14 protein-coding genes are annotated in these 16,810 nt (G+C 39.6%); 8 read left to right on the top strand and 6 right to left on the bottom strand.

Features of this window, described 5'->3' with window-relative positions; all coding sequences use genetic code 11:
• Window positions 1–2 precede the first annotated feature (2 nt).
• The 5 genes from K429_RS0119305 to K429_RS0119285 form a co-directional block, all read right to left on the bottom strand.
• Window positions 3–725, bottom strand: a complete 723-nt coding sequence (locus K429_RS0119305; RefSeq protein ID WP_007212884.1) for a hypothetical protein — start codon at window positions 723–725, stop codon at window positions 3–5.
• Window positions 726–736: 11 nt separating this feature from the next.
• Window positions 737–1,270, bottom strand: coding sequence for a DUF5034 domain-containing protein (locus tag K429_RS0119300; RefSeq protein WP_007212883.1), 534 nt, complete (start codon window positions 1,268–1,270; stop codon window positions 737–739).
• A 200-nt stretch (window positions 1,271–1,470) separates the two neighbouring features.
• A complete protein-coding gene (locus K429_RS0119295; RefSeq protein WP_029327745.1) occupies window positions 1,471–3,786 on the bottom strand; it encodes a TonB-dependent receptor domain-containing protein in 2,316 nt (771 codons plus the stop codon).
• An 83-nt stretch (window positions 3,787–3,869) separates the two neighbouring features.
• Entirely contained in the window at window positions 3,870–5,195 is a 1,326-nt protein-coding gene (locus K429_RS0119290) for a radical SAM protein (RefSeq protein WP_029327744.1), read from the bottom strand.
• A gap of 85 nt (window positions 5,196–5,280) precedes the next feature.
• Window positions 5,281–5,481 carry a hypothetical protein gene (locus tag K429_RS0119285; RefSeq protein WP_029327743.1) on the bottom strand — a complete coding sequence of 67 codons (201 nt, stop codon included), beginning with the start codon at window positions 5,479–5,481 and terminating at the stop codon, window positions 5,281–5,283.
• A 478-nt stretch (window positions 5,482–5,959) separates the two neighbouring features.
• Here K429_RS0119285 and K429_RS0119280 point away from each other — a divergent pair, with 478 nt between their 5' ends.
• Complete coding sequence (locus tag K429_RS0119280; protein WP_029327742.1) at window positions 5,960–6,529, top strand: YdeI family protein; 570 nt, start codon at window positions 5,960–5,962, stop codon at window positions 6,527–6,529.
• 876 nt (window positions 6,530–7,405) lie between these two features.
• Here K429_RS0119280 and K429_RS0119275 read toward each other — a convergent pair.
• Entirely contained in the window at window positions 7,406–8,626 is a 1,221-nt protein-coding gene (locus K429_RS0119275; RefSeq protein ID WP_029327741.1) for an ATP/GTP-binding protein, read from the bottom strand.
• Window positions 8,627–8,905: 279 nt separating this feature from the next.
• Here K429_RS0119275 and K429_RS0119270 point away from each other — a divergent pair, with 279 nt between their 5' ends.
• The 7 genes from K429_RS0119270 (at window position 8,906) to K429_RS0119240 (ending at window position 16,750) form a co-directional block, all read left to right on the top strand.
• On the top strand, window positions 8,906–10,786 hold the full coding sequence (locus K429_RS0119270; RefSeq protein ID WP_029327740.1) for a tetratricopeptide repeat protein: 1,881 nt from the start codon (window positions 8,906–8,908) through the stop codon (window positions 10,784–10,786).
• Window positions 10,787–10,968: 182 nt separating this feature from the next.
• Complete coding sequence (locus K429_RS0119265; RefSeq protein WP_029327739.1) at window positions 10,969–11,325, top strand: DUF3244 domain-containing protein; 357 nt, start codon at window positions 10,969–10,971, stop codon at window positions 11,323–11,325.
• 83 nt (window positions 11,326–11,408) lie between these two features.
• Window positions 11,409–11,672, top strand: a complete 264-nt coding sequence (locus K429_RS0119260) for a hypothetical protein (RefSeq protein WP_029327738.1) — start codon at window positions 11,409–11,411, stop codon at window positions 11,670–11,672.
• A gap of 12 nt (window positions 11,673–11,684) precedes the next feature.
• Complete coding sequence (locus K429_RS0119255) at window positions 11,685–13,886, top strand: peptidase domain-containing ABC transporter (protein ID WP_029327737.1); 2,202 nt, start codon at window positions 11,685–11,687, stop codon at window positions 13,884–13,886.
• A 14-nt stretch (window positions 13,887–13,900) separates the two neighbouring features.
• Window positions 13,901–15,040 carry a hypothetical protein gene (locus K429_RS0119250; protein ID WP_029327736.1) on the top strand — a complete coding sequence of 380 codons (1,140 nt, stop codon included), beginning with the start codon at window positions 13,901–13,903 and terminating at the stop codon, window positions 15,038–15,040.
• Between the two features lie 8 nt (window positions 15,041–15,048).
• Complete coding sequence (locus K429_RS0119245; protein WP_029327734.1) at window positions 15,049–15,261, top strand: hypothetical protein; 213 nt, start codon at window positions 15,049–15,051, stop codon at window positions 15,259–15,261.
• The gene (locus K429_RS0119240) at window positions 15,254–16,750 is read left to right on the top strand and encodes a radical SAM protein (protein ID WP_029327733.1); all 1,497 of its coding nucleotides are present in this window, start codon (window positions 15,254–15,256) and stop codon (window positions 16,748–16,750) included. The genes K429_RS0119245 and K429_RS0119240 overlap by 8 nt, the downstream gene beginning before the upstream one ends.
• The last annotated feature ends 60 nt before the right edge of the window (window positions 16,751–16,810 follow it).

Raw genomic sequence — 16,810 nt, 5'->3', positions numbered from 1 at the left:
GATTATAAATGCCAGCTAATTCCGCATGCCATCTCCAGATAGTGCACACGTACACGTTTCGAGTAGCTATCCTCAATCTCTCCTGTCAACAGGTTTCTCTTTTCAAAAGTCTGCGTAGCCCGTTCAGGGAGGAAGAGATATTTGGCCTCCACCGAAAAATGGAGTTTGCGCCAGATACGCCTCGACAACATAGCCGAAGTCTGAATAGCACTCATTAAACCACCGGGTTCTATGGAGAATGACTGATCATAATTAATCCAACGTACTACATTGGAATTCTTTTCTTTCACATAAAAATGAGAAGAATGTTCCTCTGCATCAACCAGGTAATATCCCAAGCGCAACTGTACATCCCATACCGGTTTATTCAGCCGATAGGCAATGCCAAAGGCCATAGACAAACCCATTTCATCATCAAAATCATACGCATCCTTTACAAAATGGTCATTTTTATAAGGTCTTCTCAACTTATCCCCATTTCCTTCTCTGATGAGGGGGGCCACACTCATAGAAGAAAAGATTCCCCAGTGTGGAAATACATAGAAAGTATAAGCAAAGCTCATGACGGGAACAGGAGAAGAAGAAATCCAGGATTCTCCACTCTGAAAATGACAAGATACTCCGGTGGTTAAGTCAAGCTGATGACGTGAATTTCTATTTTGTGCCTGTCCGCCCATAATGCTCAGCAGTCCCACTGCCAGCAAAGTGATAAATAGCTTTCTCATTGACTCTTCATTTATTGCATGGTGATCTCATCCGTTTCTTTGGTAAACTCTTCCCCTTTGCGGGTCGTCACTACGACTTTAAACCGATGCACTCCGGCTTGAGGAAGTGTACGGGGTATCTTATAAAAAACAGTCCCATACATATAACCGTATTTATAATCTGTCAACTGGTCCTCCTGACGCAAAGGATAGTCCATGAAAAGTTCGTTCACATCCGTACCGGCAGGATGGGATTCATCATAAGCGGTAAGTGAGATAATCTGTATATTGGCGATGGTATCAGTCAGGATGTATTCATAATATGTTCCCTCTACAGTCTCTTTCTCATATTCAAAGTCCAAAGGTATCCGCAACATATATGCCTGGCGAGATACCACTCCACCCACCGGAGCAACAGGCACGCTTCCGGCATTATCCAAGTGTTCCACCTTACCTATTCCGGTTAAGGTCACCTGACAGGGAATGTATTCTTCAAATTCCTCGCAGCACATTGCCGTACAAAGCAAAAAAAGTAGTGCCAGTAAAACGGATAACTTGTTTTTCATATTTTAGTTTTTTAGTGTGTAAGCAGTCTCACCTTTTAAGAAATGCAAGAAATTGTAAAATACTGCATAAAGACACTAATAGTTTTGTGATATATAAAAAATACTGATTCAACAATTGAATCAGTATTTCAATGACCACAAATCTTATTATCAATATAGAGTTCCAGTCAGAATAAAACTAAAACAGGTCGGTATAACCATTACATACGCTGTCTTTCTTCCTCAGAAGCCGACTTCCCTTTATACTTGCTCTTTGATGCATTAAATTTATATCGCACGGAGAACTGCCATGAACGAGTATCCAAGTTCTTATCTATCAAGGAAACTATTGGATTAACCTCCATCAACCTCTTCTGTTTGTACGTACCCAGTATATCATATCCCCTTAAGTTCAGAATAAGATTACCTTTCATGAAAGTTTTCGTCACCCGTACATCCATCCGGAACTGGTCATACAAGTAAGTCAGGTTCGAGTGCCCCTTTGATGTGCCCTGAAAATCCAGCATCACCACAAACCCGGCAGGCAGGCGGAACGTGTTCTGCAAACTATAACGTAAAAAGGGCTTTTCATACTTCTGTCCTGTATCTCCATATTTGAAGTAGTCTTTCGATACGCCTAAGCCTGCAACCGGTTCCCAAAAGCCTAAACGGGGAGAATAGTAAACCATAGCCATCAGATTTTGTGTATGATCCATATTCTCCGGAATATACATAACGATATCTTGTTTTTCACCATAAGGATGCGGTATCAATAGTGACATATTATCATACATCTTATACGAAACCATCAACTTAATTTTCTTCCACAGCAACGAATATGAGATATCATCTATTCGGGTAGGTTTCAGATACGGATTACCGGTTTCATAAGTGTAAGGGTCATCATATTGAATGCTGTTCCGAAGTTGATAATAACTTGGCCGCTGAATCGTAGCACGATATCCCAACATCATCTGTACCTTATCAGACCGGTAACTCACCGAAGCCTGTGGAAAGAAATCTTTATATGTACGGCTTTGTTCATCCACTTTATTGCCATTCTCAAAATAATCGAAACCGACATTTTCAAAACGCAGTCCTAAATTAAACATCCACTTGTCTATACTTTTTAAATAACTGAGAAAAGCCGCAAACAACTTCTGTTTCGACATATTCTCATTAGACGCAAGCGAAGGAGCTCCCTCATTTTCATCCACCCAATAAGTCTGCTCATTGGTCGTATGGCTATATTCCATACCATAATTAAAATTACTTCCCAATAGAGGTGTAGATAAAGTAAGTTTGCCTGCATATAAATCATAGTCCTGTAAAGAGCGCGTACCCACTTCCACTTCATCTTCTCTTTCGGAAACAGAAAAATCATGGTTTTCACTGCTGCCTTTAGCATAGTCCATATCCAACTGCACTTTAAGCCAAGGGGACACATTACCGGTATAATAAGCATTCAGAAGGTGAGAATTAGCATTCATATCTACCTTAGTGTTCGTTGGAAACTCCTCTATTGACACACGATCCTTTGTTACAGCCGATACTATATCCACTCCACCTTTATAATAAGGAGTACGCGTATAAACATACTTGGCACCTATAGAATGTCGTTCGTCTAATTCATAGTTGAGTCCTCCCTCCAGATAATGAAACTTATTATGGACCTTTTGTATAGCAATCTGTTGTACAGCCGTTATGTTTTCTTCCGCTTCCAAAGTCTGCATCGAATTAATATCAATTTCACGTTGTTTCTCACTATACCCGTAATAAGCAAACAGGTCCAATTTATTCTTACGGTAATTCAGATCCACCGCCCCATCGGCAGAAATTTTACTCCTGACATCCATTCTTCCGAAAACCTCACCGCCTATCCCCTCTCCGGGTGGACGTATAGCTTCAATCAGAACCACTGCACTAACAGAAGCATCATACTCCGGTCCGGGGTTAGTAATCACAGTAACTTTCTTAATATGTGTAGAGCTTAGCCTCTCCAATTCATTATCATTCCTTACAAGACGATTATTGATATAAATCAGTGGAGTACCTTTACCCAATACACTGATGGCATCTCCATTTTTCACGATAAAAGGTTGCTTTTCCAGAACATCGTTGGCCGTACCCACATTCTTCAGCGGGCTGTTTGCCACATCCATAGCAATGCCACCATTCTCCATCTTAAAATGCTGACGAGTCCCTTTGATAACTACTTCACCCAACAAGTTGGCATCTTCTTCAAGTTTTATTGTATTCAGAACATTCTGCTTTACCGCCACAGATGTAGTCACATATCCCAGATAGCTGATCTTAATAACCGGATTTTCTTTTGTAGTTTCGAGCATAAAGTTTCCTTCCATATCTGTAACCGTTCCGACAAATGTCGTAGAGTCCTTATCCTGTACGATAACGATATTTGCAAATGCTAAAGGTTCAGAATTACTTTTATCAACAACTTTACCCTTAATCTGAGCATAAGAAGAAAAGATTGTAGAAATAGAAAATAGAAAATATAGTATCGCTATTTTTTTCATAATATCCAGTTATTAGTTAACAATTAATATATTAATTCAAAGCGGCTTCGAGCAATTACACTGATTCAACGTATCACCACTGATCATAAAAAAGAATCATAATAACTTTCCAAACATTTATCCAACATACCAGGAGCCTTCTGTGTACAAGTACATAAATTATATTTACCATTTTCATATTTATTCCGTAAAGTATACCATGCACATGCACCACTACATATCGGTAGGAAAAAACATTTTTTGCAAACAGGATCATTATACCATTTAGTGCCCACAATATATCTATTCAACAATGTCTTATTGGTCATTTTATTAGTGAATATATTTCCTACAATTTTTTGGGGATCACTCACATCATTCCAACATTTATAAACTTCTCCTTCAGGACCTACAATATATGCACATTGACGATTAGCAGCACAACTTTTTGAACAAAAGCTTTGGGGATATAACGGAATTTCCAACAAGTTTCTTTGTCTTGCATCCCATAGTAACTCCTCTATTTCTTTATGGTTTAAAGTTTCAGAAGCATATTCTGTTTTCTGTTCATTATCAATTCGCAGAAATCCAGGATATACTCTCACATTTTTTTGTTTCCATTTTTCTTGTAGCTCTTCTGCAACCTGGTAATAATCATTCTTATTATTTCTTTCTATATTTACGCGAATATCCACCAAAGTATTAGGAAACTCTTCAATAAAACGACTCGTATTTTCTATAATCTTATCATAAGTATATAAATCAGTCTTTGTCTTTCGAATAGAGTTATGCCGCTCTCTGCTACCATCCAATGTTACTTGCATCTTAGTCAACGGATATCGCTTAAATAGAGCTAACACTCTATTATTAATAAAATACCCATTAGTAATAAGAGAATGCTTAGTCATTTCGAGAGTTGTTTTTTGAGAGATCTTATCCAATAAACGTTCTATTGTATTAATAGCCATCAATGGCTCTCCTCCATACCAATTAAGAGCTAATTGACGGGATTCATGATGTGAATTTATAAATGCAATCACAGCATCTTCAGTCTCTTCATTCATTGTTACCATCCGTTTATGTTCTTCAAAGCAATAATAACAAGAAAAATTACATCCAAGTGTTGGCACAAGAGTCAAACCCAGTACATATTTTGAATAACTGCGACGATCTGTTTCATATTGATGCTCCAATAAAAAATCATCATCTTCCATAGCCTCCACTATAATTTTTCTTTTTAAGAGAGAGGATAAAACATCTATATCAATTTTCCTGATATTGCGTTTATCATCTTTACATTTCAATAGCTCTTTATACAAATCGTCACTGACTTCAAGAAAAGTATTAGTCCGCGAATTGTATACCAAATTCTTCTTTTTCGAAGACACAAATAAATAAGTATATCTTGATATGCTTAAATTTTCAGCCATAGAATCACAAGTTGATTTATTATTAATAACATAGAATGCTTAGTTAGTAATAGCTAAGCATTCTAAATCTGTTTTCTATAGAAAACTACAGTACTTTGTCGTCGGATGTACTAGGTTTAAGCGTCTCCTGCTTATCTTTGTCACTGTTAGTATTTCTATTCCAACAATCACAAACACATTCTGTTCCACCACCTTCAACGTTTTCCAGTTGATCATTTCCTAAAGTTTCATCTTGATCCTTGATTACTTTGATCTGTTCTTTACTTTTTTTGTCATTCTCTTCCATAAGTAATTATTTCTTAAGTTAGTAATTGGGGTAATTATCTCACATTGCAAAACTAACCGATATCAGTCCATTCTAACAGGACTGGATAAAATATTAAGAAAATAAATATATTTTCGCATTAATCCTATTATCAGACTCCTTGTGAGGCATCTGCATCCCCTGCTTGGAGGCTCTAGTGAAGAATTACCTTGGTCATACTGAAGTTAAAGAACAGATCAAGTCCGCACGATTTCCTATATATAAGGTAAGCCCTATAAATCAGAATAAAGGTTTTAAGAGATAATTGGAGTTGTTTCTCAAAGATTTAGTATTTTTGGCAGCTATAATAAGCTGTTAAGCTATCAAAGCCTACATGTTTTAATATCGTAGAAAATGGTAGCTGCGCTACATACAGTAATTGTTGAGGCAAAATTAAATTGCGAAATGCGTCATTACCACGAAAGTAAAGCAGTAAAATGATTAGTTTGAATAACTTGCTATGACTACAGAAAATAAAATAAAGTATTTTGAGAATCGAGAAGATTGGAGAAAGTGGTTAATGGACAACTTTGAAACCTCCAGTGAAATATGGTTTGTATTTCCCTATAAGTCGTCCGGCAAAAAAAGCATTTTATACAATGATGCCGTTGAAGAAGCCCTTTGCTTCGATTGGATTGACAGTACAACCAAACCACTTGACAAAGATCATAAAATTCAGCGTTTCACACCCAGAAACCCTAAAAGCACTTACTCGCAAGCCAACAAAGAAAGGCTTAAATGGCTATTGGAAAATAAAATGATACACCCGAAATTTGAGGAGAAAACGCGAAGTATTTTATCTGAGCCTTTCATTTTTCCCAATGATATAATTGATAAATTGAAAGAAGATGAAACAGTATGGAAAAACTATCAACCATTTTCCGAAGCATATAAGCGAATCCGAATAGCGTACATCGAAGCTGCGAGAAAACGTCCTGAAGAATTTGAGAAGCGGTTAAACAACTTCATCAGCAAAACAAAAGAAAACAAAACAATAGTAGGATTTGGCGGAATTGAAAAATACTATTAATCAAAAGATTAGCATCATAAATAGAAAAACGTTTTAAAATGAGGACTGAAATACTTGACTTCACCTTTCTGATGTAGTATCTTTGTAGAAGTTTAAGAACAGAACTCTAATATAAACCTAAAACTTTAGCAAATGGAAAAATCCAAAGAACACCGTAATATTCTTACAGCCAAGCATCATAAAGCGAATAAATCTGACAATATTTCATAAAAAACAGATATCAAATATATAATTACTGATAACTTACTCCCAAGCTATTCAGTCTGATTATAGCTAATCCGAGTGAATTTCACCCTAAATAGTAACGAGTATAAAAGAAGTAAAGGCAGTATTTCCTCACAAGGATTACTGCCTTTTTTGTTGAAATATATCCAAATCAGGTGTAATTACCAGTTTTTGTGCTGTTAATAAAAGCGGAGAACATTCTTAAAAAACGTAGCTATTATTCTTTAAAAACGCTGATTACGGTTATTAATAGGGTACTTGTTATTGACTTGAATTATTACTTATCTATTTATACCTAAAATTCTCTATACTTCTCTTCACTATAAATGAAATCAGTACATTGATTATCTCGTCATTTTTTCCGTCCGAAAGTACTCGAAGCAAATATTTTCAAGATTCCCAGTTTATCACCATCGAACCGATATATTGACATTAGTCCATCAAGTAGATAAAAGCTATCCGTTCTAATACTTAAAGTAATTAAAACCACAATCATAGTAGTAATATATAGATATTTATAGCCATATTTACACTATAATATAGTAATTTATTAGCTCATGAATGGTGGTAGTTATAAAAGAAATCACATCGCGAATAGAAAATCTTTCGCATGAATGGATTTATATTTTTCCTTCTTATAGCCGTCATAATTTATTCTTCTTGTGTATTAAACAAACGGGTTAAATCTCCGACAATTGGAATTGCTCCATACTTGCCGGATAGGTAATCTTTTTCAAACGAGGCATCATTGCGTACTTTATATTCTGCCAACGAATAAAGTTCGGTTGCTCCATAACGGTCTTTTTGTGTAAACCAAATCTGATCCCGTCGGAATATATTAGCACTCAGCAAGTTTGTATCGTGAGTAGTGAATATTAATTGAGCATTTTTCGGATTGGTTTCTTTTGAATTAAACAGGGCAATAATTCTACATGTAAGAAGTGGATGCATCTTAGAGTCAAATTCATCTATAATAAGACGCTTTCCATTATCCAAAGCATCAATGATAGGGTACGCCAAAGAGAAATACTTTATCGTGCCTTCCGATTCGTTTTTCCTGAATGGAAAAGTAATAGCTTTCACCTCATGGCCTTCATCATCATATTGCGTATGCGTACTAACAATCGTATTATCTATTTTTTCAATATTTTCAATACCTAAATCAGCATAACGGGAAAACTCTACAATTCTCTGTTTCATCCTGATGTCATCCAGTTGGGTGGTTGCAGTACTCCATATTTTTTCATCATTGGAACCTAAAATAATAGTGGTATCGTTCAACCACTTCATGATCTCTACTGCTATCGGATCATTGAATTGCGCTGCAACAGAAAGCAATAATGCATTTGCTCTCACCATTCGTTTACCTGCCAGTTCTTTACCAACGACAAACTTAGTATGAATGTCGAAGCTATCTTTTTCCCGGTAGAATAACTCCACCTCTTTAGCCCTCTTTTTATTAGCTTTTTGATAGAGCCATTCTGAATGTACCAATGAGTTATCGGCTTCAAACCCATAACGATATTGATTATCTTCATCACAGAATATTGCTTCAAAATAACTCGGTTCACCCGCAGTAAGCGAGTTTAACCGAAAACTTTCTATATTAATACGTTCTCCTGCTTGAATATCCTTCGATGAGTTTATCACATACCACTTAAAGAATTCAAATGCCTTAATGAAATTGGATTTGCCGGATGCATTAGCACCGTAAACAACTACACTCTTCATCAACGATAATCCGGTGACGCCTACGCTAAAGATTATATCTTCAGCCGGAACCTGTATTTCTTTCAAAGCTGATGCTGCTAATGACAATGTAGATTGTTCTTTGAAAGACAGGAAGTTCCCTATTGTAAATTGAATAATCATATCTTAACCGATTTATTTGAGAAATTATCACAAATATATCCTTTAATTTTCAAAATAAGGATTTTTATTAGATGAATTATATTATTTTATGTCTAATAACATGTATTGGAATAAAAGGGAGGATTAGTAATTCACTAAACTTCGTAGTTCCAACGTTACCCCGTGATAAACGATTCATTATACATATCAAAAAAATGAAGTGACGGACGAAAGAATGTAGTACAACATTTTGCTTTTTTAAAGAAATAATTTATTTTTGCTTTCAAATAGATTACTACTATGCTTTTATCTAATAAATATATTGTTTGTATCTGGGGAATTTTACTTGTACTATCATGCACAAACACCCACACAGAATCTTCACCAACTCTACTTCCTGAACTGGCGCAAGCAGAAAATTGTATGTATGCATATCCCGACAGCGCACTACATATTCTTGAAAAAATGACACCACCCAAGGTTACTGATAAATATCAATATGCAACGCGGTGTCTGCTACTATCGCAAGCGAAAATAAAGAATTATGTGAAATTGGAATCTGACAGCTTAATATCAATTGGCTATAAGTATTTTCAACAAAAAGAAAATCCACAGAGAAAAGCACTTGCAGGATATTTGGAAGGTATATATCATAATGATGAAAAACACGACGCTGAAACTGCTCTGAAATATTATTTAGAAGCTGCTACAGAGATAGAAAAGACGGAAGATTATCAATTGGCATATTTTATATATGCCGGAATAGGAGAAATATATGTGTTTCGCTCCTTACCCGATTATGCAATTGATGCCTTTCAGAAAGCACAAAATTTTGCCCAGTTATCTAAAAATAAAGCATACATATCTCTATCTTTATCATATTTAGGTAGAGCATATTCTATAAAACCAGATGCAGACAAATCCATCAGTTATTATAAAAAAGCATTAGAAGTCGCAAGAGAAATAGATGATAAAACGTCTATAACTATTGCATTGAATGAGCTTGCAGTTGTTTATAGAGTTTTTTTAAAAAATTACAAAGAAGCTCTTATATACGCCTTGGAAGCACTACGAATAAACGAAGAGAAAGAATCTCTACAAAACTACTTAACAGTGGGAGATATCTATCGGCAACTAAACATGAACGACTCCGCTCAATACTATCTTAACAGAGCTGCCACATCAAACAATATATATACAGTATGTGGCGCATATCAATCACTATATTATTTAAATCGTACTATACCCCAGAATTATGCTAAAGCAATGACATATTGTGATAAGTTCTACACATGTATAGATTCAATTACCAAAATAAAACATGGCAAAGAAATCATAGCAATGAAAGAAAAGTATGATCATGAAAAGCTACTGAACGAAAAAAAAACATTGCAAATAGAAAACGAACAGATTATACGAAACAACTTATATATTCTATTATTTATAGTAATAGTCATAGCATGCCTCATTTTCCTCTATCAGCGTAAGTTGATACAAAAAGAACGTACTATCCAGATGCAGGAAGAACAGCTTCGTATCTACAGCCTGCAAATACATGAAAATGAAATGCAAATGGCGCAGAATAAAGTACATATAATGCAACTCTCTGAGCAGTTGGCTGCAAACGAAGGATTGCATGAAACAATGATGGAGCAACAAAACGGATTGAATGAACTCAAAAAAAGGAATGAGAATCTACAAAAAGAAACTATTCTACTACAACAGAACATGGCGGAATATTCACAAAACATGCAAGGAAAACTCAAAACGCAATTAATGTCTTTCGATGTTATGGCAGAAGAAAATACACGCTTGCGTAACCGTGAAGAATTCCTGTGCAAATTACTAATTCCATATATAAAACCATTGGATTCTCTCATAAAATCACCCAAACAACTCACAATCGTTCAATGGGCAGAAGTGGAAGAAAATATAAATAAGCTATACAACAACTTCACTCTCCGCCTAAAAGAACAATTCCCATCGTTTACCAATAATGACCTGCAAGTATGTTGCCTTATTAAATTGCGCATTACTGTATCTGACATAGCAAAGATACTGAATATTTCTCCGGCCTCTGTCTCTAAACGGAAACAACGGATAAAAGAGCAAATCATAAAGGAACTTGGAGACAACTTCGACAAATCACAACTCATTGATATCTGGATATGGGAGTATTAAATCATAGCATGTCCAGATTCGAATAAAAGTTTTTTCATACTTTTCTATTTATTAGCGAGTTATCAAGATCAACATGTCCATATTGTGTCCATAACAATCCAATAATTAACCGCTAAATTTGTTTTCAGAAAATCAAAAGACAAACAATTATGAGAAACTATGTATGTTATTTATCAATCTGCATGCTCTTAATTATAAGTAGCTTGCCAACGCAGCCAATACAGGCAGAAATCAGAGGTTCTTATACTGAATCAGAGATAATTTTTGGAGGAGAATGGACATTAGTAAGAAGCCTCTCCCCTATCCCCTTCACCGCCTCCATCAGCGGTGACCAGCTAACTTTGAAATGTACCTCCCCTGACTATGACATAAATATCACCATTGTCAACGCCAATGGCCAACCCGTATGGCAGCGTGATATTGCAGCACCCGAAACATCTTTTGTTTCCATTCCTCTCGACAGCTTACCTCAAGGTAGTTACACGATTGAAATCAGCAATGATTACGGTGGTTACTTACAAGGTACATTTCAGCTTTAACTATGGAAAAGGAGAGACAGACTTATGAAGCCTCTCCTTTTTCTTTTCTACCTCTTCTTATTCAATACTAAAAACACACCATTATGAAAAATGTCGACTTACAGAAAATCATTTATATGAATACGCTGATTGCACATCGACGTACAGGTACACCGGAAGTATTTGCCCAAAAGCTGAATCTATCCCGATCCGCCCTCTTCGAATATCTAACTTTCCTGCGCAAAGACTTGATGTTAGAAATACTCTATAGCTGCTATAGCCAGACATACTACTATGGAGAGAAGGATTTCTGCGCCCTGATGGGTGGAGAATGTTGCAACAATTGCCAGCGATTTCAGAATCAATAAAACCAGCCTACTATGAAATTCCCTTTCTATAAACAACTGGACGGCATGGATTGCGGGCCCTCGTGCTTGAGAATGATAGCCAGATATCACGGAAAGAAATTCTCCGTGCAACAACTGCGCGAACAATCATTCATACAACGCACCGGAGTGAATATGCAAGGCATCAGTGAAGCAGCCACCAGCATCGGTATGCGTGCCACAGGCATTCGTACCACCATCGACAAGCTGAAACAGCAGTCCAGACTACCGTGCATACTGCACTGGAATCAGATACACTTCGTGGTGCTCTACAATATTGTTCAGAAGAAAGGGAAAACCTACTTTTATATTGCCGATCCGGCTTACGGATTACTGAAATATGAAGAAGAGGAACTGAAGAAATGCTGGATAAGCACCTCGCAAGGAGGCATAGAGAAAGGAATAGCCATGCTGCTTGAGGTAACCCCGCAATTCTATGACACAACTCCCATCAAGTACGAAGGCATATCGCTATGGCATCTGCTGCGCTACGTACACCCTTACCGGAAAATGATAGTTCAGTTGATTATAGGCCTGTTGGCAGGCAGTGTATTGCAACTCGCTTTCCCCTTCCTGACACAAACCATCGTAGACCAGGGTATCGGGCATCGTAACCTGAACTTTATTCAACTGATATTGGCAGCCCAACTGATGCTGGTATTCAGCCGCACACTGATTGAAGTCATACGCCGCTGCATCTTGCTGCACATCAGTACGCGCGTCAATGTAGCCTTGATATCGGACTTCCTCGTCAAGCTGATGCGCCTGCCCATGCGGTTCTTTGACAGCAAGCTGGCCGGCGACCTGATTCGCCGCATCGAAGATCATAAACGTATAGAGATGTTCCTCACCCAGTCCGTGCTGAGCATCCTGTTTGCAACTATCACCATCATCATCTTCGGTGGAGTGCTTGCCGTGTACAACCTGAAAATTTTCCTGCTCTTTCTCCTTTTCAGTATCCTCTACGTAGGCTGGGTAAAGCTCTTCATGCGCAAGCGTGCCGACCTCAACCGGAAGAACTTCGAACAGATGTCCGTCAATCAGGACAACCTGATGCAAATGATATACGGTATGCAGGACATCAAATTGCTGGGATGCGAACAGCAGAAAAGATGGGAATGGGAAAACATACAGGCTTCCCTGTTTCATATCAACATCAAATCGCTCAATCTGGGGCAATGGCAGCAAGTGGGCGCCGTGCTCATCAATGAGGTAAAAAATATACTTATTACCGTGCTCTCCGCCACCGCCGTACTGAATGGAGACATCACATTGGGTATCATGTTATCCATACAGTACATCATTGGTCAGATGCAAGGCCCGATAGAACAGTTCGTATCCTTCATGCAGCAAGCGCAGGACGCCCAACTCAGTCTGGAACGGTTGGGAGAGATACACAGCAAGCCCAACGAGGAGGAAGACAAGGGACCGGACAGCGACGAACAAATATCCGGCAACCAGTCCATACAACTGCAAGATGTGTTCTTCACGTATGGTTCGGAAAAGTCGAAGAAGATTATCAAAGGGGTATCACTGGACATTCCGGCCGGAAAGACTACCGCCATCGTAGGGCTAAGTGGAAGCGGAAAAACAACGTTGATAAAACTGATGCTGGGTTTCTATCCACCCACGGAAGGAAAGGTGTGCATAGGCGGGCAGTCGCTGCAAGACCTGAGCTTCAAGCAATGGCGCAAGCACTGCGGGGTCGTCATGCAGGAAGGATTTATCTTCAACGACACCATAGCCAACAACATCGCTCCCGAAGATGACACCGTGGACAAAAAGAAACTGCTTTATGCCGTAGATATGGCAAATATACGCAGCTTCATCGAGACCCTGCCCCTGAAGTACAACACCCGGATAGGTAACACCGGGCAAGGTGTGAGCCAGGGACAGAAGCAGCGGATACTGATAGCCAGAGCCATTTACCGCAACCCCGATTACCTCTTCTTTGACGAAGCCACCAATGCACTGGACACGGACAATGAGAAAACAATCCAGCGGAATCTGGACCAGTTTTTCAAAGACCGTACAGTAGTAATCGTAGCCCATCGCCTCAGCACCGTGCGCAATGCCGACCAGATTGTAGTGCTAAAGGATGGCAACATCACCGAACAGGGCAACCACGACTCGCTGATATCCCAACAGGGAGATTACTACCGCTTAGTGAAAAACCAACTGGAACTGAACGCCTAAAAGGAGGAGCACGCATGGAAGAAATCTACAAACCGGAAGACAAGGAAGCGGACAAAGTGGAACTGTACAACCGTGAAAATAACGACATACTGGGCGATATGCCCAACTGGCTGATACATACGGGAAGTCATATCATCTACGGGCTTATCGGATTATTAATCATCTTCGCCGCCCTGTTCTCCTATCCGGACACCGTGAAGACAGGCGTTACCATCGACGACTTATCAAAAACAGCATGGATAACGGTGGGACAGTCGGGAATCATAGACCGGTTCTTCGTGGAAGACCGGCAGCAGGTGAAGCGCAACGATACGTTGGGTATTCTGCGTAATGCAGCCTCTATGGAGGATGTGAAGAAATTCAGCCGTGTGCTGGGAGACGTGGAGGCATATTACCGCACCAACGAGATAAAGTACCTGAACCGTTTTCCGTTCGACCTCATCATGGGTGAAATGACCGGAGCTTACGGACAATTCACAGATGCCGTGCGTACGTGCATGATTTATGATGAATTCGACATCTTCCGGCAGAAAGAAAGATTCCTGAAAGAGGAACTGGCCATACTGGAGAAACAGCCCGAAAAGAATGAAATGAATATTCTGAGTGTCAGGCGCCAACTCTTCGACCTGAGAATGGAACATAAAAAAGAAGTGGCACTAAACCGGAGAACACTGGAACTGGCATACGAGAACATGATTAACAGCCTGAAGATGTGGGAAGCCAGATACCTGATTAAAAGCAGCAGCAACGGAACCGTGATTCTGGGGAAAAGCTGGGGAATAAGCAATGTGATAAATGAAGGTGACACCGTATGCTCCGTAGTATCGGAACAGAAAGGGCAGCCTACAGGACGCGTCAAGCTCTCGCAGGAAGAGGTTGCGGAAATACGGACCGGAGATAAAGTGAACATCGCTTTGAAGAAGTATCCGGTGCATACTTACGGATATCTCACCGGCGAAGTGGCTTCCATCGCCTACGTTCCTTACAGCAAAAACTACGCAGTGGAAATCAATTTCCCCTATGGACTGAATACCACAACCAAAGATGAAATAGAGTATGAGATAGGTCTCTCGGGGAAAGCCGAAATCATCACATCGGACCGGAGCATACTGAGCCGCATATTCACCCCGCTTTATCAATTAACCTCTAAATAATCAACATCATGAAAACTAAAAATTCCGCTAAGGGTGACAATCAACGTCAGGGAATACCTCAAGATGAGAACTATTCTCAAGAAGAATTGCTGAATATGGACGAATTGTTCGACCTGCAAGGTGGCATAGACGACAAGCAACTGGGAAGTTGCGGGCTGGGATGCTTTTCAGGTGCTACTTTCAATGAAAACACCGGCGACAAATCCATCAGGAATGAGTGATGTCTATGTGCTCAATCCTGATTACGGGCTGAGAGATGATATACATCGTTTCATTCTATTTTCCAAAGCAAACCGAAAGGGAAACGCCTCACCGAACTGGATGTCGTTCATACATCCCGCCCATGCGGCCATGCTCAGCTTCTTCACGCACGAACGAAGCCTGAATGAGAACTGGCCATTGCTGGCTCTCTTCTTTCACTGTGACGCATCGAAAGCGGAAAAGCTGATACGCCCTTTTATGGAGAATCGGGAAGCATTCTTCACGACATGGCACGGAAAGAGAATATGTTTCCCCAGGCAATTGATTATACCTGTGGAAAAGGCAGGAACGGAATACCGTTTTCAGAAATTACCGCCCTGCACTCCTACAGGAATGACCGTCGACACGTGTACCAGACGGTTATATTCCGGTCCGTTGCTATTGACGCTGATGCTGACCAACCGCTGTATGACGCACTGCCGGTATTGCTATGCCGATACCCGCACGCAAGTGCAAAACTGGTTGCCCACCTCCCGCATTTTAGAATTGATACGGGAAGCGGCAGAACTGCCTGTGCAACAAATCAACCTGATAGGCGGGGAAATCTTCCTGCATAAGGATTGGGATATCATTCTGGCGGAACTGGTAAGGCACGGTATAGAACCGGAATTTATTTCTACCAAAATACCATTTACCGCAGAATGTCTGCGAAAGCTAAAACAAACCCATTATAAGAATCTGATACAAGTATCACTGGATGCCATCGACACAACGGTATTAGTACAGTCTTTATCCGTCGACAGTTCCTACGCCTCGGAAATGATGCGTGGACTCCGGATGCTGGATCAAAGCGGGTTGCCTTATCAGGTGTCTTCTGTCCTCACCACCTACAATTGTGACCCTCGAACCCTGACCGATCTGTTCCGCTTTCTATCCACATTGAAAAACCTGCATGACTGGCGCCTTACGCCTGTCAGCAATTCCACAACAACAAAGTATCCGGGTTTTGCGGATTTAAAACCTTCCCATCAGAAGATCAGTGATATTTTCAGATTTCTGCAGGAAGCGGTCGTACCCAATGCGCATTTCCGGATTATCCTGAACCAAAGTGCCATAGAAAAGCAATATTATACAGATGAGGGAGGAAGTATGCACTTCAACGGCGCCGTCTGTTCCGCGCTGAGCAGCCATTTATTTATTCTTCCGGATGGAAAGGTTACTATCTGCGAACAACTTTACTGGAATCCCCGGTTCATCATCGGGGATGCTAAGAAATCCGGCTTAAAAGAGATCTGGCAGTCTCCGGAAGCATTGCATCTCTGTAACCTTTCACGCAAAGACCTCAGCAGACAAAGCAAATGCAAAGCCTGTACCTATTTTGAAGAATGCTTCGAATACGGAAACCGGTGTTGGAGCGATATCATCAAAGCATACGGCAAAGAGTGTTGGGACTATCCGGACCCGAGATGCCGCCTTGCTCCGGAAATGAAAAACCGGCTTGACTACTGACCACGAAAAAAGGCTGCCCTTTTTCAAGAGCAGCCTTCTATTCAGTCTAAAATCCCGTGG

The sequence above is a fragment of the Bacteroides sp. 14(A) genome (assembly GCF_000526555.1).
GTDB classification, from domain to species: Bacteria; Bacteroidota; Bacteroidia; order Bacteroidales; family Bacteroidaceae; genus Bacteroides; species Bacteroides cellulosilyticus.
This window is presented reverse-complemented; position numbering and strand designations above follow the sequence as displayed.